The organism is Vibrio sp. GJ43-1 (assembly GCF_055808835.1).
In genome coordinates this window covers 1,593,992-1,617,865 of record NZ_CM147884.1, presented here as the reverse complement: position 1 = coordinate 1,617,865, position 23,874 = coordinate 1,593,992, and the positions used below count along the sequence as shown (strand labels likewise).

Annotated in this window: 15 protein-coding genes and 5 pseudogenes; 11 read left to right on the top strand and 9 right to left on the bottom strand. The window is 43.5% G+C overall.

Annotation, left to right across the window (positions count from 1 at the left end):
• Positions 1–47: 47 nt before the first annotated feature.
• The 3 genes and pseudogenes from AC0L66_RS07840 to AC0L66_RS07830 form a co-directional block, all read right to left on the bottom strand.
• Positions 48–1,352 (bottom strand): hemolysin family protein, encoded by a 1,305-nt coding sequence (locus tag AC0L66_RS07840; RefSeq protein WP_473569011.1) that lies wholly within the window; start codon positions 1,350–1,352, stop codon positions 48–50.
• 379 nt (positions 1,353–1,731) lie between these two features.
• Positions 1,732–2,827, bottom strand: a pseudogene (gene serC, locus AC0L66_RS07835) (3-phosphoserine/phosphohydroxythreonine transaminase).
• 136 nt (positions 2,828–2,963) lie between these two features.
• Positions 2,964–4,244 carry a DUF945 family protein gene (locus tag AC0L66_RS07830; protein WP_265673175.1) on the bottom strand — a complete coding sequence of 427 codons (1,281 nt, stop codon included), beginning with the start codon at positions 4,242–4,244 and terminating at the stop codon, positions 2,964–2,966.
• A 145-nt stretch (positions 4,245–4,389) separates the two neighbouring features.
• On the opposite strand from AC0L66_RS07830, the gene AC0L66_RS07825 reads away from it, so the two are divergent.
• The 3 genes from AC0L66_RS07825 (at position 4,390) to AC0L66_RS07815 (ending at position 7,837) form a co-directional block, all read left to right on the top strand.
• Entirely contained in the window at positions 4,390–6,351 is a 1,962-nt protein-coding gene (locus tag AC0L66_RS07825) for an ATP-binding protein (protein WP_473569010.1), read from the top strand.
• Between the two features lie 73 nt (positions 6,352–6,424).
• On the top strand, positions 6,425–6,922 hold the full coding sequence (locus AC0L66_RS07820) for a response regulator (RefSeq protein ID WP_473569008.1): 498 nt from the start codon (positions 6,425–6,427) through the stop codon (positions 6,920–6,922).
• A gap of 369 nt (positions 6,923–7,291) precedes the next feature.
• Positions 7,292–7,837, top strand: a complete 546-nt coding sequence (locus AC0L66_RS07815) for a hypothetical protein (protein ID WP_265673178.1) — start codon at positions 7,292–7,294, stop codon at positions 7,835–7,837.
• A gap of 147 nt (positions 7,838–7,984) precedes the next feature.
• Here the strand turns inward: AC0L66_RS07815 and AC0L66_RS07810 are convergent, their stop codons facing one another.
• Positions 7,985–8,584 (bottom strand): TfoX/Sxy family DNA transformation protein, encoded by a 600-nt coding sequence (locus AC0L66_RS07810; protein ID WP_265673179.1) that lies wholly within the window; start codon positions 8,582–8,584, stop codon positions 7,985–7,987.
• 371 nt (positions 8,585–8,955) lie between these two features.
• Here AC0L66_RS07810 and AC0L66_RS07805 point away from each other — a divergent pair, with 371 nt between their 5' ends.
• The 5 genes from AC0L66_RS07805 (at position 8,956) to AC0L66_RS07785 (ending at position 14,596) form a co-directional block, all read left to right on the top strand.
• Complete coding sequence (locus AC0L66_RS07805) at positions 8,956–9,879, top strand: HDOD domain-containing protein (RefSeq protein ID WP_473569006.1); 924 nt, start codon at positions 8,956–8,958, stop codon at positions 9,877–9,879.
• Positions 9,880–9,990: 111 nt separating this feature from the next.
• Positions 9,991–10,896 (top strand): LysO family transporter, encoded by a 906-nt coding sequence (locus tag AC0L66_RS07800; RefSeq protein WP_265673181.1) that lies wholly within the window; start codon positions 9,991–9,993, stop codon positions 10,894–10,896.
• Between the two features lie 89 nt (positions 10,897–10,985).
• Positions 10,986–11,498 (top strand): hypothetical protein, encoded by a 513-nt coding sequence (locus AC0L66_RS07795; RefSeq protein ID WP_265673182.1) that lies wholly within the window; start codon positions 10,986–10,988, stop codon positions 11,496–11,498.
• A gap of 179 nt (positions 11,499–11,677) precedes the next feature.
• The gene (gene panP / locus AC0L66_RS07790) at positions 11,678–13,345 is read left to right on the top strand and encodes a pyridoxal-dependent aspartate 1-decarboxylase PanP (protein WP_473569004.1); all 1,668 of its coding nucleotides are present in this window, start codon (positions 11,678–11,680) and stop codon (positions 13,343–13,345) included.
• Between the two features lie 396 nt (positions 13,346–13,741).
• On the top strand, positions 13,742–14,596 hold the full coding sequence (locus tag AC0L66_RS07785) for a MurR/RpiR family transcriptional regulator (protein ID WP_250617170.1): 855 nt from the start codon (positions 13,742–13,744) through the stop codon (positions 14,594–14,596).
• A 63-nt stretch (positions 14,597–14,659) separates the two neighbouring features.
• On the opposite strand, the pseudogene AC0L66_RS07780 reads toward AC0L66_RS07785, so the two are convergent.
• Positions 14,660–15,885 (bottom strand): annotated as a pseudogene (locus AC0L66_RS07780) (iron-containing alcohol dehydrogenase).
• Between the two features lie 503 nt (positions 15,886–16,388).
• On the opposite strand from AC0L66_RS07780, the gene AC0L66_RS07775 reads away from it, so the two are divergent.
• Both AC0L66_RS07775 and AC0L66_RS07770 read left to right on the top strand, forming a co-directional pair.
• Positions 16,389–16,655, top strand: a complete 267-nt coding sequence (locus tag AC0L66_RS07775; protein WP_102470603.1) for a GrxA family glutaredoxin — start codon at positions 16,389–16,391, stop codon at positions 16,653–16,655.
• Positions 16,656–16,917: 262 nt separating this feature from the next.
• Positions 16,918–18,601, top strand: a pseudogene (locus AC0L66_RS07770) (aspartate:alanine antiporter).
• A 111-nt stretch (positions 18,602–18,712) separates the two neighbouring features.
• On the opposite strand, the pseudogene AC0L66_RS07765 reads toward AC0L66_RS07770, so the two are convergent.
• Positions 18,713–20,357 (bottom strand): annotated as a pseudogene (locus tag AC0L66_RS07765) (ABC transporter substrate-binding protein).
• A gap of 285 nt (positions 20,358–20,642) precedes the next feature.
• Between AC0L66_RS07765 and mpaA the strand changes: the two are divergent.
• Positions 20,643–21,360: pseudogene (gene mpaA / locus AC0L66_RS07760) on the top strand (murein tripeptide amidase MpaA).
• Positions 21,361–21,414: 54 nt separating this feature from the next.
• Here mpaA and AC0L66_RS07755 read toward each other — a convergent pair.
• The 3 genes from AC0L66_RS07755 to AC0L66_RS07745 all read right to left on the bottom strand — a co-directional run bounded on the left by AC0L66_RS07755 (position 21,415) and on the right by AC0L66_RS07745 (position 23,837).
• Positions 21,415–22,698, bottom strand: a complete 1,284-nt coding sequence (locus AC0L66_RS07755; RefSeq protein ID WP_265673188.1) for a glycosyltransferase family protein — start codon at positions 22,696–22,698, stop codon at positions 21,415–21,417.
• Between the two features lie 166 nt (positions 22,699–22,864).
• Positions 22,865–23,293, bottom strand: coding sequence for a hypothetical protein (locus AC0L66_RS07750; RefSeq protein ID WP_473569002.1), 429 nt, complete (start codon positions 23,291–23,293; stop codon positions 22,865–22,867).
• Positions 23,253–23,837 (bottom strand): hypothetical protein, encoded by a 585-nt coding sequence (locus AC0L66_RS07745; protein WP_473569001.1) that lies wholly within the window; start codon positions 23,835–23,837, stop codon positions 23,253–23,255. Before AC0L66_RS07745 ends, AC0L66_RS07750 begins: the two co-directional genes overlap by 41 nt.
• Positions 23,838–23,874 lie beyond the last annotated feature (37 nt).

Sequence of the window (23,874 nt, the reverse complement as noted above, 5' to 3'; positions counted from 1 at the left end):
AACAAGCCGCTCCTAACGGAGCGGCTTGTTATTCTCTATCTTAGTTATCATCCGTCAACATGACTATTATCCGACATCGCCTCTGCTTTACGAACTCTCACTTGAATGATTCGATTATTCTTCACGACGACTACTTCAAACTCCCATTGTTGATAATGAATTCGTTGCCCCACACTCGGCACTCGGCCCATCAACCATATTAGGAACCCATTTAATGTTTGAAACTTTTCAGAGGCCTCCCCCTCCAACTCACCGACACTTAATGTATGTTTGAATTCGTTGATGGGCATTAGAGCATCCATCTGCCAGCTCTCATCTTTTAATTGCTTCACCCACACTTGCTGTGGTGCCATCCCCAACTGACCAGCAATGGATTTAAGGACATCATAATGCGTCACTAGCCCCTGTACATCTCCATATTCATCCACCAAAAACGTCATTTCTGAACTGGTCTTTTGCATGTAAGTCAGCAACGAAAGCCCCTTCATTGATTCGGGCACAAAACGAGGTTTGCGTAATAACCTCGCTAGCTTGGCGATCGAAAGCTCATTGTATTCATCAAGCAATACTTTCGATGATATCGTCCCTATCATATTGTCTAAACCACCTCGACATACTGGCCATACCGAGTGTTGGGTCTGGCGAAGGTTCTTTAAAATGTCATCGATCGACTGTTCAATATCCAAATAGTGGATATCACTTCGCGGGGTCATTAATGATGTGGCCACTCTATCATTAAGATAAAGCAAGTTATCAATCATCACTTGCTCTTGATGTTCAATCACCCCTTTTTCAGTACCTTCTCGCACCAAGGCAACAATATCTTCTTCAGTGACATTGTCGTTCTGATTGTCCTGTTGTCGCAGCATTCGAAGTAAAGCGTCGGTTGAAATTGACAACAAGCCCACGAAGGGCTTGGTGAGTTGGGCAAGCCAATGTATGGGGTAAGCCACGAGAACAGCGATGCGCTCAGCATTATTTTGCGCGAATCGCTTAGGTACAAGCTCTCCAACCACGATGGCAAAATAGGTAATCACTATCACCACAATTACGGTGGCAAAAACCGACGCTAGATCATGTTCTACGCCACGCTCTATAAGCCAAAGCTTGAGCGGTACCGATAATATCGCCTCGCCAAAAACTCCGCTCAAAATACCAATAGCGGTAATGCCTATCTGAATAGTAGACAGGAATAATGTCGGGGTTTCCTTGAGTCGCAGCGCGAGCTGAGCCGATGCCTGCCGTTGAGCCATTTTTTTCAATCTACCGCTTTTCGCAGTAACAAGCGCAATCTCCGACATAGCAAAGAGACCGTTAAGAGCAATAAGACTTACTAGAAAAATGATGTCCATACGCTATCTCCGAGATAAACACACTACGATCATAGCCGACTTCTACCTATCTAAAACGTGAAGATGAGCATAGAAAGTGCCCTGGCTGAACACAAAATTTTTATGGTGACCATCATTGAAAGCGAGGCGACTTTCGTGACGTTTTTTTGAAACATTGTTTATGGAAATAGGACGGTCTGGAGAAGATACGTGTGCAATAGCTCTTATGATAAATAGGCTCTTATGGTAAATAGAATCGAATGGTAATTAGAATCGAATAGTAAGTAAAAGGTCGCTATCAAGCCTCATCTTAAAATATCCACACACATACCCGTATGCCATAGACAAAAAAGCCGCACTCGCGTGCGGCTCTATCTCAATCTTTAACGTTGTTTTGTTTTTATGCGTATTGCGCTTCAAACTCTTTCATTAACGCAACAAGTGCTTGCACACCGTCTATTGGCATCGCATTGTAAATAGAGGCTCTCATTCCACCTGCCGCACGGTGCCCTTTCAAGGCGCGTAAACCACGCTCCTCAGCTAATGCCAAAAACGTGTCATCCAGCTCTGGTTTCGCCAGCTGGAATGGTACATTCATCAATGAACGGTTCATGACATGCACATCATTCCTATAGAAATCAGAAGCGTCGATAAAGTCATAAAGAATGGCTGCTTTTTCTTTGTTGCGAACTTCAATTTCAGCAACCCCACCCTGCGCTTTCAGCCACTTAAATACAAGCCCGGACAAGTACCACGCGAATGTTGGTGGGGTGTTATACATGGAATCTTTCTCCGCCAGCACTTTATAGTTCAAAAACGATGGCAGTACATGACTAGCAAGATCTAATAAATCATCACGAACAATCACAATACAAATACCTGACCGGACCAATATTTTTTTGCGCGCCAGCATAAATTACACCGTACTGAGAAACATCAATTTCGCGCGATAGAATCGTTGATGACATGTCGGCAACAATAGGTAAATCGGTTTGAGGAAGCTCGTTAATTTCAATACCATCAATCGTTTCATTCGGGCAGAAATGAACATAGGCAGAGTCTGCATCGATGTGCCACTCACTTGCAGGTGTGACCGCCACCTTACCATCAATCGTCGTCTTAGCCCGATATACGTTAGGCGTGCAGTATTTTTTCGCTTCTTCAACGGCACTCTCTGCCCAGTAACCAGCATCAATGTAGGTTGCGCTTGTCTTGTTCCCTAACAAGTTCAGAGGAACAGCTGAAAACTGTGCTCGCGCCCCACCGTGACAGAATAGGACTTTATAGTTATCAGGAATCGCCATCAAATCGCGAAGATCCTGCTCAGCTTCATCGGCAACCTGAATAAAAGGTTTCCCTCGGTGGCTGACCTCCATGACCGATGTGCCTAGATTGTTCCAATCAATAAACTCTGCTTGAGCTTTTTCCATTACTGCTTTTGGCAATGCCGCAGGGCCAGCACTAAAATTGAAGACATTATCTTGAATCGGTTCCATGAACTTACTACTCCTAACTACTCTTTAATCGGTTTAAGATTCAGTAATATCATGTTTTTATATAGATAAGAAGCAAGAAAAGAGGTCCTAGGACCTCTTTTCTTGCTTCAACACAATGAGTATTCACTCAATGCGATTATTGAGCACCAGGCTGTCCCATCATCAACGGTAGAAACAGGGCGAGCAGCGGTATTTTTTGTCCATTTCCAAACATCAACTGACCGTTTTCAATGTCAGCCTTCAACTGATAGCCGGACTCTTGTTGCTCAATCATCTCCATAACCACGAGTTCATCTACGCCTTGAGACAACATAGGGTGAGAAGCAATCATTGCATTTGACATATATGCATCCATATTGCCAGTCAGCGCTGGCATGATTAGGCTCGGATCCTTAGATACATTCGTTGTTCCCTCAGGGATTTCAACCAGCCACTTAGACTTAAACTCACCATCTTGAAGCGTAAAATGCATATCATTCATCGCAACTTTAAAGCCTCGTGCAAACAGCGTCTCTATGAGCGGTGCCAGCGTATTAATATCAGCGTGTTGCAAAGAAGGATTCGACTGATAAATCCCAACCAAGCCCTCAAATGCGGTGCGGTCTAAAGACTCAAGTGAGAAATCCACTTTTAAGTCACTAAGCTCCCCGCCTTCAGGGTATGTCAACGCTTTCAAGTCAAACAAATGCTGAGTATCAATTCTATCTAACTCGGTGTCCAGCGTAGACTTAAAGGTATAAGACGCCGTATCAATATCAAAAATGCTGGTGTGTTGCTGATTTACGATACGAAAGTTTTTCATCGACGCTTGCTGTTCACCTAGCCAAAAACCTTGCTCTTTTTTGCCATCACCGCTAATGCTTAAGTCAGAAACCAGTAGTTGCTCACCATTTTCAAAATCTAACTGGATAGAAGGGATTGTCGCATCTATCGACACTTGGCCAAGCACGGTCACTGTCCCACTCGCCGACGCGGGAGAAATAGAGAAGTCGACGTTTTGACTTTCATTACCTTGATAACTCCAACTACCAAGAGTGAAGTCATAATCTGTATTTCCATTCAGTTGGGTGACGGTGTTGAGCAACAGTGGGAAGTCTGGATAATTCACCATTACCGATTCAGCGCTAAGGCTGAACAAACCATGCTGGATATCACTCGCGACCACAAAGTCTGTCGGTAACCCATCTAATTCCAACTGTTCTTTCAAAACAGGATCATTCACTCGATAGCGAGTTTCCACCTGAGAAGATAAATAGCCTCGATCATAGCGAACCACTTCAGCGCTGACGGTATCGCTATCTAGATGTTCAATGCCATCTTCGATAACTTTCTGGCCAATATGACCGACGGCAAAAGGCCAACATAAAACGAGTGCGACAGCGCCACCGATAGCCGCCATTTTCTTTAATTGATGCATAGAGGTATGGACATTTTATTGATGTGTATTTCATTCAGTCTAACCTAACTTGAAAGGATCTCCAATCTCATACCTACTTCTCATAACCCTATGCTTTTTATTGTTATATTAAAATGTAACTCTCATGGAGAAGGTTTGGAAACGAATGCGACAACGAAATCGATATGCGGTGTTATGTCTAGATAGTGACTTAGTGAATCTCGATTTGCTCGACACTGAGTTATCCTCATATCAATCGCATTTTGATGTTCACCTGGTAACCTCAATTGAGGATGCTCATGAACTGTTAACACTAATAGGATCCGTTGGGCAACAGCTTGCGCTTGTCATCGCCCGTCACTCAAACGTCTTTGATGGCGGAGCGTTTCTTATCCAGCTCGAGCAATCTCGTCACACCCAAACCGCTCGAAAAATTTTGATGACAAAAACAAACTATGGCGACATTCAAGCCATCCTTAACGCCGTCAATGAAGGTCAACTTGATCACTGCTTAACGCTGCCACTGGCTGAAAACGTTCTACGAAAAACGGTTAAAAAAGAGCTGTCTACGTATATCATCTCCCAAGAAAAAAAAGACTTACTGTACTACAGCCAAATACTCGACCAACAAAAATTAATGAGAGCGCATATCGAACGCAAGATGCACTCTTATCGTGCGAGTTTTATTCATGATTTCCATGAACTCTCCGACGATGACCTCGCTGCGCAAGTCATTGAAGCGTTACTTAAATTCTTTACCGAAAGTGATGAAACGAAAGCGGTTCGACAATATTCCGCCGAGCACTTACTCACGAAAGAAGGACAAGCTAATCAGTTTTTGTGGTTCATTGTGGATGGTCACGTTGCCCTATACAAAAAAGACAAACTCGGACAGCAGTGCGAAGTTGTCAGACACGGTAAAGGCGGTATTGTCGGAGGCATGTCATTTGTTACGGGCGAATGTTCATTTTCCACGGCGATGACACTGACCCGTACCAAAGTAATAAAATTAGACCGACAAGTCTTCACACAAGTCATGCATTCCAATACCGATTTATTACCTTTATTTACTAACCTGCTATTACGACACTTTAATCGCCGACTACAACGTAGTATCAACACTAAGCTTCAACTACAAAAGACACTTGAATCACTAGAGTCCGCGCACCAACAACTCATCGACCAAGAAAAGATGGCTATGCTCGGACAGTTAGTGGCAGGCGTCGCCCATGAACTTAATAACCCCGTCTCTGCCATTTTACGTGGTGCAGAAACGGTGACTGACAAGATAAGTCAAATCCTTCAGCAAGATAATCACCCTGACGAGCTTTCCTTTGGGGTTGATGTATTCGAAAAATCGAGGTTAGCAACGCCACTCTCGACATCGGAATTGCGCGCTAGAACGAAGAGCCTGCAAACTACCATCACAGACCGACGCATAGCAAAGCGTCTTGTGCAGCTCGATTTGCACCACAACCCAGATTTACTCAATCTTGCCCGCGTTTCACCAGAACAACTGTCTCATCGCCTCCACCAGCTCGAACAATACCAACAAACGGGTGCCACATTGCGGTCCATACAGGTGTGCGCACAGCGTATTGCAGACATGGTAAAAAGCCTCAAAGGCTATGCGAGACCAGACAATGAGTCTTATGAGTTAGTTGACTTACATGAAGGAATTGAAGACACATTAGTCATCTTTGAGAATAGGCTGAAACGCCATAATGTCATTAAAGAATACGGTGATATCCCCAAGATTCGATGCATGCCTATCGCATTGCAGCAAGTATGGACAAACCTAATTTCGAATGCGCTGGATGCACTTCCTGACAATGGACAATTGCAAATTCATACTAGTTGCAAACAGCGCCAAGGCATCGATTACGCGGTTTACCAATTTATTGATAACGGCGATGGTATCCCGATTGAGCAGCAAAAGGCTATATTTGAGTTGAATTACACCACAAAAAAAGAAGGCAACTTTGGTCTAGGTATCGGCTTATCCGTTTGCCAACAAATTTTGGCTCAACACCAGGGCTGGATTGACGTTGACTCAGAACTGGGAGTCTATACCGCCATGTCTGTCTACCTTCCACTAGAAACACCAGTTGCACAAACAAGCACTTAAAAGAAAAGTAGCACTCACAAGCCTAAGCCTCACTTAACCACCAGAAGAAGCAACACGCGCAAAGGAGAAGAAAATGAGAGAGTATTTAATCTTATGTGTTGACGATGAACGAGAAGTTCTCGACAGCGTGTTACAAGACCTATCCGATTTTGAAGATAACTTTATTCTTGAAGGTGCTGAATCCGTTGCAGAGGCAAAAGAAATCATTCAAGAACAACAAGGTGAAAATGTTCCACTCGCCCTAATCTTATGTGACCACATTATGCCCGGAGAAACTGGCGTCAGTTTTCTTATTCAACTCAACGAAAACGAGGACACTCATGCGAGTCGCAAGATTCTTCTTACCGGACAAGCCGATCATGAAGACACAATTGAAGCAGTCAATCATTCTTGCCTAGACTTTTACATCAACAAGCCATGGCGTGGTGATGAACTAAGAAACATCATAAAGCAGCAGTTAACCACCTTTATGATAAAGCACGAGCCCGAACTGATGCCTTGGGCAAGAGTATTGGACACCGAGCGCGTTTTTGACGCGCTATCTAAAAATCGTATTAATTATGGAGACTAGCAAACCTAAGCAATTGCCATATTTAACCAAGCAACGGCCTACTTCGTGGGATAAATTGATTAAAAAGAAAGGCGAAAAGCAACATCCATGGTGATAGGCACGACTAAAACCCCACGCTTATCACCAAAAGCCGCTCACTGAAGAAGGTAACAAATCATTAGTTTTACCATATAGATGCGTCAATACTGATGGAAATTTGTATACCTATGTCATTTTTTGGGAATTTCCCCGCGTTGATGGCACATTTTATTGGTGATTGAGGGACACTTTCGATTATTATGTCCACATATCATTGCCGCCAAAAATGCAATACGCGGCGCGCACTTATGTGCAAGGAACTAAAATCAAACAAAAAGGTTTACAAAGATTATGCGCAAGACTCTTTTAGCAGCATTAATGGTCGTAACATCGCAGCATGCTTTTGCAGAGCAAGAGCAAAATCAAGCAACGATGAGTAACTTTAGCTACGATTACGCCGAAGCGCGTATCGGTGCTAGTCCAATGACATTTGGAGCGGGAATCAGTAAATCTATTCACCCAAATGCACACATCGTTGGTAGTATCGATTCTAAATTCGAAGGCGATTACGATATCACTGGTGGTGTCGGTTTCCACGCTCCTGTCAACAACTGGGCGGATTTTACTGGTGAAATGCTTGCGCATATTCACGACAGTGGCGATCACCACAAAACAGACACAGGTATGGAAGTCAACCTTGGTGTACGCCAATGGCTAGGTCCACAACTTGAGATCGGTGGTAAAGCGGGTTACCTAAATGTTGGCGATAAAGACCGCTGGATGGGTTCTATTTACGGACGCTTCCACTCAACAGAATTATTCTCTCTTGGTTTGGAAGGCCGCATCAATCACATCTACGGTGATCAATTGATGTTTACAGCACGCTTCGCATTCTAAGCGCCAAACAGGCGAACCCGGTTGGCTAAGCTTCTTTTGTCTAAGTTTTCCTTATCTAATCAGGCTAGAAAGCAAAAAGGTCATACATATCGTATGACCTTTTTAATGACACTCTCCCCCAGAAATAGACGAAAGTGTGAACAGCGATTACGCATCAAGTTGAGAGCAATTATCTAATAACTGCTGTTTCATTGGATCTTGGATGAGTTTCCAATGCACACCATCAACCGCGCCAGCAAACTTCCATAATAGTTTCACGTCAACGTCGCTACCGTAAGTGCGCTTCACTCGATTAAAAACATTTGGGGCACCTAGCTCTAAGAATGTCTTTACGTCTTCAATACCCGATTTTTTCACCATACGCTCTAACGTCAATTGCATATTGGGAAGGTCACGAAGTCGTCTGTTTTCTATCGCCTTTTTTGTACAGCGTTGACTCACCGAGTTCTCAATAGATTTTTTGACTAAGTCATGCAAACGTGACGAACTAGACTCGAATATATCCGTAATATCATAGTAATTTACCGTCGCTGTAGACTGTTTTTTTACATGCTTAAACTTGTCGCACCCTAAACCATTTAAGATATCATCAAGCTCTAAACCGCCGCGAATAAAAACCCGCTCATTACTGACCAGTGCATACATGGCGCCTTCCTTGAACAAGCCTGTACCACCAAACATTGAACGCTTTTGAGATTCACCAAATTTAATTGTGTAGTCGTAGAAATTTTGCTCAATCATTTCCATTGATCCTTTAATCCATTACCCCGATTAACGTGATCACCAGAAAGCAGCATTTTTTAAGCGAAAAAAGTGAAGCTAGAGTAGACCTGCATTACCACTGCGGTGTCTCTCTTTTTATATAATGTGCATTAATCATAGTTCACATTGCAAAATAAGTCTGGGTCAACATCACATTTACATAACTACGCCCCCCAGCAAATGCGAGTCACTTCACTATTTTATATCATACCCATCTAGTGGCATAACTATCAATATATGAACGCTGTTTTAAACGTCAAACAATTGACTTGGCACGACATTTTGGCACTAAGGATATTGTCAATTACGAGTAAGGACAGGTAAACTAGATGCTTATATTTAGCTGCCGAAGTCCTATGAATCACTTATCTTTTTACTGGCTCCCTGATAATCAACAATTATTAATAGAAAGCTTAGAGACCGAGTTTGCCGAGCTCGTGGAACAGTCCATCAATACAGGTAAGATTTCCCTACCTCCTATTTCAGAAGTTGTTTTAAAGATACAAAAGCTTTGTACACTTGAAACCACTGGAATCACCGAGATTGCTGAGTGCCTTCTTGATGACCCTGGTCTCGCTGCCATCGTTTTACGCGTATCTAACTCTGTTGTATTCAACCGCAGAAATATTACCTGTAATGACTTACACACTGCCGTTTCGCGCCTTGGCATATTAAGAGTGCGCGACATCGTTACTGCCCAGTCTATTGAGTTACTTAAACATTCCGTTAATTTGTCTGATAACTGCAAAAGTGTTCTTGTCCAAAGTGCCGCCGTTTCACGTGAATTAGCCGCAACAATGGTCCTCGTAACCCGAGCATTTCATGAACAGTCAAAAGACGAGTACAGTTACCTAGAACAAGAAAAAGCACTATTGGTTGGCCTGCTCGCCGATATCGGACTATTTTGCTTGGTGAACGAATACCACCTCTATTTAGAGAAAGGTAACTACCTTAATCCAGAGCTTGCGATGCAGATATTCCATTCGCGCTGCCCTCTTATTAGTGAAAAAGTCCTAACAACTTGGGCATTTGATCAAGACTTTATTGAAGTGGCATCTAACCAAGAGAAAACCACTGACAGACCGGAAGTCTCGTATCTCGACATTGCACGAATTGCTCACCACATTCTTTTATATCGAAAGCAAAATGACGAAGCTTTAGAAGAACACGAAGTTGAGATCAACCTTGACGGCGCAGAAGTAATGTTTCAGCTAACCACTATGAACGACGCTGATTTTCTGGCTCACACTGCTGATATCATGCGTAGTTCAGGCTTATAGTGAAAGAAATGGTTATTATCTAGTATGTAAACACAATGCTACATGCTTGTTTTTAAAGCTCAAACGCTACACAATACGATCCAAATCATATTTTGAAGGATTATTGAGCTTATGTTCTCCGGCATGTTGTTTATCTTTGCTCCATTGGTAATCGGCTATCTTTTTTCGATCTCTCGTATCGAAGTGCTCGACAAAATCAACCAAGCAACGTCTTGGCTCATTTATGTCATCTTGTTTTTAATGGGATTGAGCCTAGCTGCCTTAGAGGACTTTGGCAGTAATCTAAAGATTATCGTCACAATGACGGTGACATTCTTTGTCATTATCAGCTTGTGTAACCTACTATGCCTTCCACTGATTGATCGCTTCCTACCACTTGAATCAGAGAAAAAGAGTTCAAACTTACCTCTGTCTCGCATGGCTCTTGAATCCCTAAAGCTGATTATTGTCGTTGGAAGTGGCCTTGCGGCAGGTCTTCTGCTCCCGCTTGGCTTGGCTTGGGTCGAGGTGGCAAGTGAATGGATCTTATTTGTTCTTCTGTTTTTCATTGGTATTCAGCTTAGAAACAGTGGCTTGTCGCTCAAACAAATTTTAGTCAATAAGCAAGGCATGGCTATCGCGTCTCTTATCATCATCAGCTCACTCATCGGGGGTTTGTTAGCAGCGTGGGCATTGGACATTCCTGCTTACCAAGGGCTAGCGATGGCATCGGGGTTCGGTTGGTATTCTCTTGCGGGTATTTTAATGGGGGATGCGTTTGGTCCTGTCTTTGGCGGCGCGTCCTTTATGATAGAGTTACTAAGAGAGTTAGTGGCATTGGTCTTTATACCCCTTTTTATTCAAAAGAAACCAAGTACGGCGATAGGCTACGCTGGTGCCACAGCAATGGACTTTACCCTACCTGTGATCCAAAGTACTGGCGGTGTGAAATGCGTCCCTGTCGCAATCGTCAGTGGCTTTATTCTCAGCTTATTAGTCCCTGTTTTAATGCTGTTCTTTGTTTCTCTTGGAAGTTAGATCGCAGGATTTTTAGCGTAAAGTCGTTATACTCCTCGCGCTCTAATAATTATAATTAATCAAATTCAGCCCATTTAAAGGACTTAATAATGAAAAAATGGCTTGCCGCTATGATGCTAGCAACAACCTCATTCTCTTCGCTTGCTGCAGATACTCAATGCCTTTCTGGTAAATATGATGCCTATGTCGACGCATCAATTAACTGGTATCAAGATTTAATTACGCTCACCACTGAGCAATATCCTGAGCTACAAGATGTCAGCCAATGGTTTTTAGAGGGTCGTAAAAACCACTTTGAACTCAATCGAGCGGCGGTGCACTACTACCTAGAAAACGATCAAAATAAAGTATCAACAGAGCGTCCTATTGAAAGTTGGTTGCAGCTCGAACAAAAAGACATCAAAATACTGTCTCAACGTAACGACGAACTGGGTAAGATTGCCGCGACAAGCTTTGCTGACCGTCAAGCGACACCACATCAACAAAATTATGAGTTGCGCAGTGCCTTCGCCGACTTACTTAGCCATCCAAAGAAAATTGATTCCGCACTTAATAAGTACAACGATGCGATAACTAAAGTCGAAGCAACCCGTTGTAAATAGCGCCCCTACCGTGAAAGCTGGCTAATTCGCCAGCTTTTGCTTCTGAATTAGCCAAAAACTAGCCATTTTGTCTGTAGCACGGTGAAACTTTAGTTCTCAATTCAATTATTGGAAGACATTCTCGTTTAATTGGTTTAGATTGTGCCGCTTGCACCAATGGAATATTAGTAGATTACGATATGGTATCTGAGCAAAAAATTGCTAACGTCAGCTTTGAGAGCCTTCTTCGCATATTCACTATCCCTGAAGGACCAGATTCAACGCTGACACAAATCGAAGAAAGCTTATCGCAAAACCTTAATGAGTTTTTGCGAGAGCATATTGTGGCGGAAGAAAAACCGCTTTATGAAATTGAAAAAGATTTCTCTAGTGCGGTTATTCCCGAGCAGCCTGAATTCGTTTCAGAGCATACGCAGCACTTATTAGACACGCTGGTTTCTCATTCAGTACACACATCATCGCCAAGTTTCATTGGCCATATGACATCAGCGCTGCCCTATTTTTTGATGCCGCTATCTAAAATAATGATCGCGTTGAATCAAAACCTCGTGAAGATTGAGACATCAAAAGCATTTACGCCCTTAGAGCGTCAAGTGCTAGGTATGCTGCACAAGCTTATTTACTCACAAGATGAACCCTTCTATCAGCGCTGGATGCACAGTGCGAACCATTCTTTGGGCGCTTTCTGCTCTGGTGGGACCATCGCCAACATTACCGCGCTTTGGGTCGCACGAAACAACGCCTTAAGAGCCGACGGCGAATTTAAGGGTGTTGAACAAGAAGGTTTGTTCAAAGCCATGAAACATTTTGGCTATGAAGGGCTTGCCATTCTGGTGTCGGAGCGAGGTCATTATTCACTTAAAAAAGCCGCGGACATTCTTGGCATTGGTCAAGAAGGACTCGTCGCCGTAAAGACTGATAGTAATAACCGAATTTGCCCGCAAGACTTGCAACTGAAATTTGAACAGTTAAATAAGCAGCGTATCAAGCCGTTCGCAGTGATTGGCGTAGCTGGCACAACAGAAACAGGCCACGTCGATCCATTGCGTGAAATCGCTCAAATCTGTGCACAAGAGCAATGCCATTTTCACGTGGATGCTGCATGGGGTGGCGCAACTTTGATGTCTGATAAGTATCGCCATTTGCTAGATGGTATTGAACTTGCTGATTCCGTCACCATAGACGCACATAAACAACTCTACATCCCAATGGGCGCTGGCATGGTGCTTTTCAAAAAGCCCGATGCCATGAAAAGTATTGAACATCATGCTCAGTATATACTTCGCAAAGGATCCAAAGATCTTGGAAGCCACACATTAGAAGGCTCTCGTTCAGGTATGGCCATGCTTGTATATGCAGCGATGCATATTATTAGTCGCCCTGGGTACGAATTACTCATTAACCAGAGCATCGAAAAAGCCAAGTTCTTTTCTGAATTGATCGATAAACAGCACGATTTTGAATTAGTATCCAAACCTGAGCTGTGTTTATTAACTTATCGTTATGTTCCTGAGTGTGCTAAGCAGGCACTGAGCATGGCGACACCTGAACAAGTCACTCGCATCCATACACTTCTCAACGAGCTAACTAAGCTCATTCAGAAGAAGCAACGCGAAACCGGACGTTCTTTTGTGTCACGGACGCAATTGAATCCGACTCGATGGAGTGAACTCAATACCATAGTTTTTCGTGTAGTCTTAGCGAACCCACTCACCTCTACGGACGTTCTAAGAGCGGTGTTACAAGAACAACGTGAAATAGCGCAAGACAGTGGTGCGAACTTGGTCACTCAGATCGAACGCATCGCGAAACAGATAACGCTTGCGCAGCATCATTCAGCTAACTGATGTATTGGCGAGTAATACCACAACTGTAGAAGAAATTAGATGCAACAATCACATTATGAAATTTTATTTCTATTTTGTGGCGCTAATACGGCGTAAACGGGCTAGAAAAGCACTATTTTCGCCTGTTTTTTGTCCATTTGTTTTTTTCTTCCAGAATTTTGTTTGATGCCTGTCATATTCTAAAGATTTCATGTGACCTTTTGTTACAGCTGACTGGCTTGTTCGTTTATACTGAACTTATGGAGTTAGCGCGCGTCGACAGTGACTCTATTCGTTAAATAAAGTCACTATATAAAATCGATATTGATACAGAACCCACTAATCTACCCCTAGATTAATGGCACCTTATCAAACTATTATGCGCTAACAAGATGTTCTCTTTACCCTGTGAACACTATGAATACATTAGAGAAAATCCAAAAGAACTTAGAAAATTTCAGCAAATCTGAAAGAAAGGTAGCAGAAGTTATAATGGCATCTCCCCAGACGGCCATTCACTCTAGCATTGCTACCTTAGCGAAAATGGCAGATGTCAGTGAACCGACGGTAAACCGTTTTTGTCGACGACTCGACACAAAAGGGTTTCCTGATTTTAAACTGCATTTGGCGCAAAGCCTTGCTAATGGCACACCCTACGTCAACAGAAATGTTGAGGAAGATGATGGTCCCGACGCCTACACCCACAAGATCTTTGAATCGACAATGGCGTGTTTGGATGTGGCAAAAAACAGCTTAGACTCCATGCAGATCAATCGCGCGGTTGACCTACTAACGCAAGCGAAAAGAATCTCATTTTTTGGGCTCGGTGCGTCATCTTCTGTCGCCCGTGATGCACAAAACAAATTTATTCGCTTCAACATCCCAATTTCTTGTTATGAAGACGTTGTGATGCAAAGAATGAGTTGCATTAACTGTTCAGATAATGATGTTATTGTGCTTATTTCGCACACTGGCCGAACAAAGAGTCAGGTAGAAATTGCACATCTTGCCCGTGAAAATGGTGCCACGGTTATTGCGGTTACAGCAAAAGACTCGCCACTGGATAAAGCCAGTTCACTGTCTATTACGGTTGACGTACCGGAAGACACTGATGTGTATATGCCAATGGCTAGCCGTGTCGTGCAAATGACCATTATCGATGTTCTTGCTACTGGCTTTACACTGCGACGTGGTAGTCGCTTCAGAGATAATCTGAAACGTGTAAAAGAAGTCCTAAAAGACTCCCGCTACGATAAGCTGCCTAATTTTTAATCCAGCTGCAAACAAACATAAAAAGAGAGGTTAACGCCTCTCTTTTTTTATCCCTTCTCACCCTTAATCGGTTTCAATTGGATTATTTCTATACTCCACCTGTGCTTGCTCTTCTGTGACCCTATCTCGCGAGTCGCACTGACACTGACATACTTGATTTAAAATATGCTCTAACCGATCGACAGTTAAAGGCAATGGATTACCTTTAATGGCAACGGATTTCATTGCGTCTGCTGCAACAACATCAAATGGTGTGTGGCAAACACCAAAATCGGATAATTTAGGCAACTCTAAACGCTCTAAAATCATTGTGACCCATACAATCCCATCTTCAATCGACGCATCCGATCGTGACGTTAGAATCTGAGCAATATGACGATAACGATTTAGCACGTCACTGCGTCCAGCCCGCTTCGCAGCTTTCACATTTTCAGTCATAACATGAGGCGCTAATTGCGCGGTGATCACACTATGAGGGGCTGAAATTTTACCGCCTAATGCAGAGGCAAGCCCATGTGCCGCCCCGAGTTTAGCATTGGTAATTGCCATGCCACCAAGCATCGCGGCAAAAGAAAGATCCGCGCGCGCTTTAGGGTTGTCTTGCTTACAACCTGAAATTATAGATTGGCTTAACCTTCTTAGCCCTTCCTCACAGACCATGTCCGTAAGAGGGTTTGGCTCACCACATACATAGGCTTCCATCAGATGCGTAAACGCATCCATTGCCCCCTCCCTGAAGTGTAAGCATCCGTCCCATAAGTCAGCACCGGATCGACAATCGCGACGTCTGGTAACATGTCAGGACTTCTCAAGCTCACTTTTACCTTATCTTGTCCTGATTTCAATACCGCATTTTTCGTCACTTCCGCTCCTGTACTCGCGGTCGTTGGAATCGCAATCATTGGGATTGGTTTTGTTTTTAACGGTACATTTCTCCCCACCACTTCAACATAGTCATAAACGTCACCTTGATTGGGGATGATGGCAGCCAGGGCTTTGCCCATATCTAAAACACTTCCACCGCCAATCGCAATCACCATATCTGGGTTAAAACGACGCCCCATAATCGCCGTTTCTTCCACCATAGTAATATTCGGTTCGCCGCAGATAGCAACATGCTGATAGCGCATATTTTGACTGTGAAGATAATGGATGACAGGTTCGGCGCGTTGCCTATCCTGCCCTGTTACAAGTAATACACTGTAGCCAAATTGGTTAATGATAGAGAGAGACGATTGCAATGCACCTTCGCCAAATACGATACGACTCGAAGTCATAAACTGAAACATACCAATATCCTTTCGGTATATCGTCAAGCTCACCATTACACCATTGTCGATTTAGCTTCTATGCTAGAAACTTAAGTCTCAGCATATAGACGATTCATCCGATGCTAAAAACCTAAAGCGCAGTGTCGTTGAAGTTCAAAATACGACATTGAAAAAGTGGTGTCTCAAATTGCAAGCCCTGTCGATAGTAAAAACACATGAGAGTTATAAGCCACTAATAGCATGCAGTGACCTGAGAAATGAAAAGTTGATATAAACCAATCAACATACGTTTTACCCATTTTTAAATTCGCAATTTCGGTATGAGTCACAACATAAACTCATCCATTGACGCTGCAAACTGACTAACATATGCACTAATAGGTTTTACCTATGGTAGTGAGTGGTATTTCCGGCTTTATTTCCTTTTCATCTTAAGGCATAGTTATCGTCATACACTATAAGAGCCGAGTTAATCAAACTCCTAGTGCTTAGTAAGAATTTAATCTTCAAGGAGAAAGTCAATGTTTGTCGTAATTTTTGGTCGTCCAGGTTGTCCATTCTGTGTTCGTGCAAAAGAGCATGCAGAAACGTTAAAAGCTAAACGTGACGATTTCAACTTCCGCTATGTTGACATCCACGCGGAAGGTATCTCTAAAGCTGACCTAGAGAAAACCGTTGGTAAGCCCGTTGAAACCGTTCCTCAAATTTTTATCGATCAAGACCATATTGGTGGTTGTACGGAATTTGAAGCGTATGCAAAAGAAAATCTAGGTCTTTTCGACGAATAACTCACTGTCTAATCAACAGTATAGTTGAAAGAATCACACTTAAAGCCAACTGTAATGAGTTGGCTTTTTTATTGGGATCTATATCAATATTGCGACAAAGCTATACCAAATTGCTATTGACCCGCTACGAGTAAGTCAGAGAATCCCCACAATATGTAATCTAATGGTCAAACTTAAAAAAAATCACTTATCTTTTTGATTATTTCCGCTACAATCGCCACACTTTATAACCCACTCAACTTCGTTGCTTCGAGTCGCTACAGTGAACATTGACGTAGTACAATTGTTAGATCAAAACCCTATCCTCCTTATTTTTGTCGCCTTAGCGATTGGCCTTGCATTTGGCAAAATTCGCTTTGGAAGTCTTCAGCTCGGTAACTCCATTGGTGTATTAATCACCTCACTGGTTATGGGACACCTTGGATTCTCATTTAACGCCGAAGCACTCACCATCGGATTCATGCTGTTTATTTACTGTGTCGGTATTGAAGCAGGACCAAACTTTTTTGGTATCTTCTTTCGAGATGGTAAGCACTACCTCATCCTAAGTTTAGTGGTGCTGGTCACGGCATTAACAGTGACCTATTTTGCAAGCCATTATTTAGGGTTAGATTACGGACTCTCCGCTGGGGTTATGGCTGGAGCTCTTACGGCAACACCTGTGCTCGTGGGGGCGCAAGACGCGTTGAACTCTGGTTTGGCCACCATTCCACGCGGTATGGATTTTGGTTTGGTTCTAGAAAACCTCTCCGTCGGCTACGCCATGGCGTATTTGATTGGTCTTATCAGTATGATTATGCTGGCCAAACTATTGCCGAAACTACAAAAGCAGAATTTACACGATTCTGCTCAACAAATTGCTCAAGAGCGCGGTCTTGGCGGCTCTAGTCAACGTAAAGTGTATCTTCCAATAATTCGAGCCTACCGAGTGGGGCAAGAGTTAATTGACTGGACTGACGGCAAAAACCTCCGTGAGCTTGGCATCTATCGTCAAACGGGGTGTTATATCGAACGAATTCGTCGTAATGGTATCCTTGCCCACCCTGACGGAGATGCGATTTTACAAGAAGGCGATGAAATCGCGCTTGTTGGTTTCCCGACAGTCATGCACGTTTGGACCCAAGCTTTAGAAATGGCAAAGAAGTGTTTGATCGTAACCTACTTGACCTTCGCATCGTTGAAGAAGAGATTGTTGTTAAGAGTGATAATATTGCAGGAAAGAGTTTATCAAATCTTAACCTGTCAGAGTTTGGCTGCTTTCTAAACCGCGTAGTTCGCGCTCAAATCGAAATGCCGATGGATGCTAATATCGTTCTTGCTAAAGGTGATATTTTGCAAGTCAGTGGTGAGAAAAGCCGCGTATTAGGACTTGCTGAAAAAGTTGGCTTTATCTCCATACATAGCCAAATGGCAGACCTGCTTGCATTTTGCAGCTTCTTCATTTTAGGCATCATGTTTGGTTTGATTACCATGACATTTGGTCAGGTATCGTTTGGTTTAGGCAATGCTGTTGGGCTACTGCTTTCAGGCATCACACTTGGTTTCCTTCGGGCAAATCACCCTACTTTTGGTTACGTGCCACAAGGTGCCCTCAATATGGTCAAAGATCTGGGGCTGATGTTTTTCATGGTTGGAATCGGGTTAAGCGCAGGCGGTAAAATGTTTGAGCACCTAACTCAAGTTGGCCCGCAAGTGATTGTTATCGCATTCTTAGTCAGCGTCGTGCTTGGTCGTACTTGCCTATCTAGTCGGCGCGTACTTCTTGAAGATGAATCGCGCGCTTCTTATCGGTGCTATTGTCGGAGCGAGAACATGTGCTCCTGCGATGGATGTAGTGAACGAACATGCGCGGTCAACCATCCCAGCGCTTGGCTATGCCTGATACTTATGCCATCGCGAATATATTAATGACCCTCGCCTACACCATACTGATTATTCTGTCTTAACTTAGCTACGTTAGAAATGCCTCACCTTAAACACGAAAAGGATGCCTACGGCATCCTTTTCTTTTACTTACACGCTTAAGTGTCGCGTAAACATGACGACTACTGCTTGTGCTATTGTCCCAACACGTATAAATCTTTAGAGTAGATCCGCCCTTCTACGTTATTAATGGGAAATCCGCCAATCGTTGGGCGAACCAGCCTAGCCTGCATGTAATAATAAATGGGGGCGATCGGCATGTCTTCCACTAAAACGGCTTCCGCCGCATCGTAGTATTGATTACGTGCTTCAATGTCAGTGGCAGTTAACGCACTACTGATTTTTTGATCGTAGGCATCACTCTTGTAAAAGGCTCTATTGCCAGCACTATCGGACGTCATTAAAGATAAGAATGTCGACGCTTCATTATAGTCACCACACCAAGAGGTTCGTAAAATATCAAAGTCCCCTTCTCGACGAGCCACTAGATAGGATTTCCATTCTTGATTTTCTAACACCACTTTTGCGCCTAAGTTCTTCTTCATCATTGAAGAAATGGCAACTGCAATAGATTTATTACTCTCACTGGTATTATAAAGCAACTTAACATCTAAGGGGTTGTCAATGCCATAGCCTGCTTCCGATAACCATTGTCTGGCTTGTTGATCTCTTTGTTCTTGGGTCCAACGGCTATAGTCTGGTTGAGTGGCGGTAAACCCCGCAACATACTGATGAGCAAACGTATAAGCAGGAATATTACCAACCTGAGTAATACCGTTCGTTATCACATCCCTCATAATCGTGTAAGACACCGCCTTGCGAACTCGCACGTCGTTAAAAGGCGCTCGTGTTGTATTAAACGCATAGTAATAAGTACATAGTAACGGTACGACTTTATACGCGTCTTGTTGCTCCTTCTTTAACTTTGCCGCCATCTGAGCAGGTACGTCTGAAGTAATGTCAACTTCACTCGATCAAATAACGATTTAAAGCTGCGGTTTGACTTTCAAAAGGAATAAACGTCACCGAATTTAACACGGTGTTTGAGTTATCCCAATAATCACTATTTCTTGTCAGTTCAATACGCTCATTCACGACCCACTGCTTTAAAGTGAATGCACCATTTGAAACAAGCACGCCCGCTCGCGCCCACTTGTCACCATTTGCTTTCATCGAGGCTTGATGGACTGGCATCATCGATGTATGCCCCGTCATTGCCACAAAATAAGGCACGGCACTGTCGAGTTTAAATTCTAGGGTGTGGTTATCAATCGCTTTAACACCCAGTTCCGATACCGGTTTCTCACCATTTAAGATCATCGCGATATTATTGATCTTCGTCATCTTCAAATACCAGCCGTTTGGCGAAGCGGTGGCCGGGTCAACAGCTCTCTTTAACGCAAAAACGAAATCAGAAGCGACGACTGGATCTCCATTTGACCATTTTGCATCAGAGCGGAGGTGGAAAATAAACGTTTTATTATCCTTGGTTTCCCATGACTCTGCGACGCCAGGAATCACGTTCCCATCGGCATCTTGAATCACTAAACCTTCAAACAAATCCCGAATGACATGCATTTCAGGTAACCCCTCTGCCTTAGCAGGGTCTAACGTCGCGACTTCAGCGTCATTCCCTCTCACAACATGCTGATTAGGGGCTAATTGCACCTGGTCGGGCAACTGTGCAGTATAAGCAGTTGAGGGAAGAAGAATAGTGAAAGCAGATAAGAGTATAAATGGCGTCAATGACACCCTCTGACGTTTACTGTTTTTTTTCATAGAGACGTATCCAACATTCCATGTATATTGATTGTTCATACGAGGGTACCAAATCAGTGAACTATCGTATAAATCCGTGAACTATCGTATGAGCAGAGGTAAGTTATAATTAACAAGCTCACCTACACTTTTATCACAGGCAAATCCATAAAGCCGTGAGGTTATCCCAAGTAATGAGCTTCGAGGTAGTCTATGTCAGGTCAGAACACCCCTAAACAACATACGATAGCGATGCAAGATAATTCAAAAGACGACAGTTTATCGTCGACAAAGGCGTCATCTTCCCTGACGGCCCGAATTCCCAGATCTCAGCGCGCGCAATTTTTAATCCAACCGCAACCATTTGGTCACAGCGTTTTCAATGCCCCGTTGCTCTTTTTCCCAGCCCAAATACCTTCCCCACAAAAGGGGTTAATTATTGCAGGCACTCACGGAGATGAAACCGGCTTCAGTGGCGGCATTATCAGCAGCGCTACGAAGCATGCAACCTGAACATCTGCGCCATGACGTTGTTTTATCTTTAAATCCTGATGGACATCAGCTGGGTACGCGAGCAAATGCTAATCAAGTTGATTTAAACCGTGCATTCCCAACGAAAAACTGGAGTGAAAATGGCACCACCTATCGTTGGACTAGCAAGAATGCCCAACGCGACGTACATGTTGCAACAGGGCAAAAAACAACATTAGAACCCGAAATCAGCGCTATCATTTCTCTTATTAAAACGAGAAATCCGAACTTTGTTGTTTCTTTGCATGAACCGCTCGCCTGCGTTGATGATCCGGAAAATTCGCCATTAGGCCACTGGTTGTCTACCTACTTTCAATTACCTTTAGTTCCTGATATTGGCTATGACACACCAGGATCTTTTGGTAGCTGGTGTCAAGAGCAGGCACTACCCTGCATCACCCTTGAGCTACCAAATTCATCACCAGACCAGCTAACTATTAACTATCTTGAATCCTTAATATCATTGCTGCAGTACAGCGGTAAGGCAGCATAGCTAATTAACTTTCTTGAAGCACAACAATACCTGGCTTTATACTTCAAGCACTCACTAGGAAATCGCTGCAGGTCGCGAAATTTTCGCTCTCTGAATCCACTCACGCATTTTTTGTGGTGACATCAATGCTGGATCTCCAAGGTTAGCATCGGTTGCCTTCTCAAGCTCTGGAGGAAGAATATCGATGAGCAACTCTAAGTCTTTGTGCGAATGAATTTCTTCATCAAAGACGGTTGCCATTTCACGGCTATAACTTGCCTGACGCGCTCGCGCAGCTTTCACTAAACCTTCCAACAAAGTAAACCATGTCGTCATAGGTCCTTGTACTATCGAGGCGGATTCGGCTGCAGAGTCAATGAATGCAAATGGCACTGTCGTAATTGGCTTGTTGTATTCCATAGCCGCCAATATCCAGTCGGTATCGAACGAGAAGTCATAAACCGTTGGTCGCTCCAAAATTTTTGTTAGCGCATCTCTTGAGTACAATTTAAATGCCGCTTGCGTGTCTTTGATGCCCTGAGAAAAGATCTGCTTACCGATCATTCTTTGCATATGCCTCAGCGTTTTAATACCAATTCCCCAACGCTCTTCTTGTTTCACCAATATCGAATCTGGATGCTTCCTATTTCCAAGAATGACCTGCTTTCCTTGTTCTAAGTACGGTCGTAACAACAAACCAAGCTGCCCAAGATGCACTGAATTGTCCGCATCAGTGTAAACCACCACATCGACCTTGTTTTCAACCGCCTTCATACAGCCGAGTATAATCGCGCCCCCTTTACGTGAATCGTCTGCGCTATGTAAGTTCGCTAAAGGCCCTGCCCCTGTTGCGACATAGTCCTCTAGACAGGAAACCTTTACTTGCTTACTCGATTCACTCGTAATGCTAATGCCTCTCGCTATTTCCGCACTACCATGTGGACAGCCATCATCAATGGGATACAACCGCCAAGAGACTGGGCTATCTTGTGTCACCCAATTAAGCTGATCGATTTTGGCACGCAAAGAGTCCTCACCATTTGGATTATGAGCAGATTTTGGGTTGAGGCGATTATGTTCACCCCACATTGCAAAAACTACACCGACGGATATCGGCTTAGTTATTTGTCTCATGTAGCGCTTTGAGTCCACCAATTTAACCGCAAGACGAAACTCTAAGGGAGCCTGCTCGTTAATTGCTAACTGTTTAAGTTGCTCGACTGAAAGCAAGGCCAATGAATCTAGCTGCTCAGCTAAACTCAATAGTTGCTTTTGGTGCTCGTTATCAGTGAGGTCAAAATGCTGGCTCGCGTGTCGAAGAAGTTTTGTTGCGCTTTGTCGTTGATGTTCTTGGGTCATATCCTTTGCCTCGCGTTCACGGAACGAAATGTACGTAACGAAAGCAAACTAGGATTTATCATCGTGTTATCAAGAAATTGTCCGACATAAATCTAATGCGAGGAGATCCAGTGCACGATTGCTGATCACGTCAATCAATTATCGAGAGTTATTCTGTTATCGAGAGTTATTCTGTTATCGGTGCGAAGCTTCGCCTTTGTATCGCTTGCACGCCTTGATTAGTTTCAGTACCAATATTGGCTTTTTGCAACTGTGACGCGACCTCTGGCTGCTGCCCTTCATCTTTTGTTACTTTAGGCATTGAACGTTCATTATGAGCCGTTTCTGCTTGTTCATAATCGAACGCTTCAATAGGCGTCGCAATCGTCACTTCATTGCCTGTAACCACTGGCTGTGGCGAGATTGTGCCTTGAATTAAATGCCTATTGGTGCGGGGAATATTTAGCGTAGGAGAACTTGTTGATACCGACTCCGCCGTCGCTTCGGTATCCTTACTTTCAACAGCAACAACAGGAGTAACTTCGGTTGGAACGAAAGACGAAGACTGAGAAAAATTAGACTCTAACCCATTGAGTTTTCTTTGCCCCGGTGCCACTTGTGCAGGAACCGCATGAAGCAGGTCGCCGCACTTGCGGCTGAATAGTAAGAGCGGATGGTGAAACGGCCATCCCTGCTCTAGGGCCTGAAAAAACAAACAGGTTTAGTTTTTCCTGCCACACTTGTAATACAGCAGCATCCTGCTCCCAAGATTGATCATAGCCTCCCGCAACATCGATGGTTTGCATTTGCGTAAGAAGTTGCGTATTGGCTTGCTCATTTTGTTGATGCAGATACTGCTGCATTTGAGCCCAGTCAGTCCCTCCCGTTAACAAGTATCGGACGCTATTCGCCCAATACTCATAAGCTTTTGCATCATTATCTAAATTAGCACATACCGTTGCCAGCACTTCAGCAAGGCCTGCATACTGCCACATTTTTTCTGTGCCTAACTTAGACTCTGACGCCAAAATTTGAATACTCAGTCGGTGATATTGCTCAGCAGCTTGTTTATACCTTCCATTGCCAGCCAACAACGTCGGTTTACTAAAAATTCTTAAGTCGACATCTTGCACTGCCGCATTAGCAAAATTACAGACCATTAATCCATTAAACGTGAGCACTAAAATTAAAAAAACG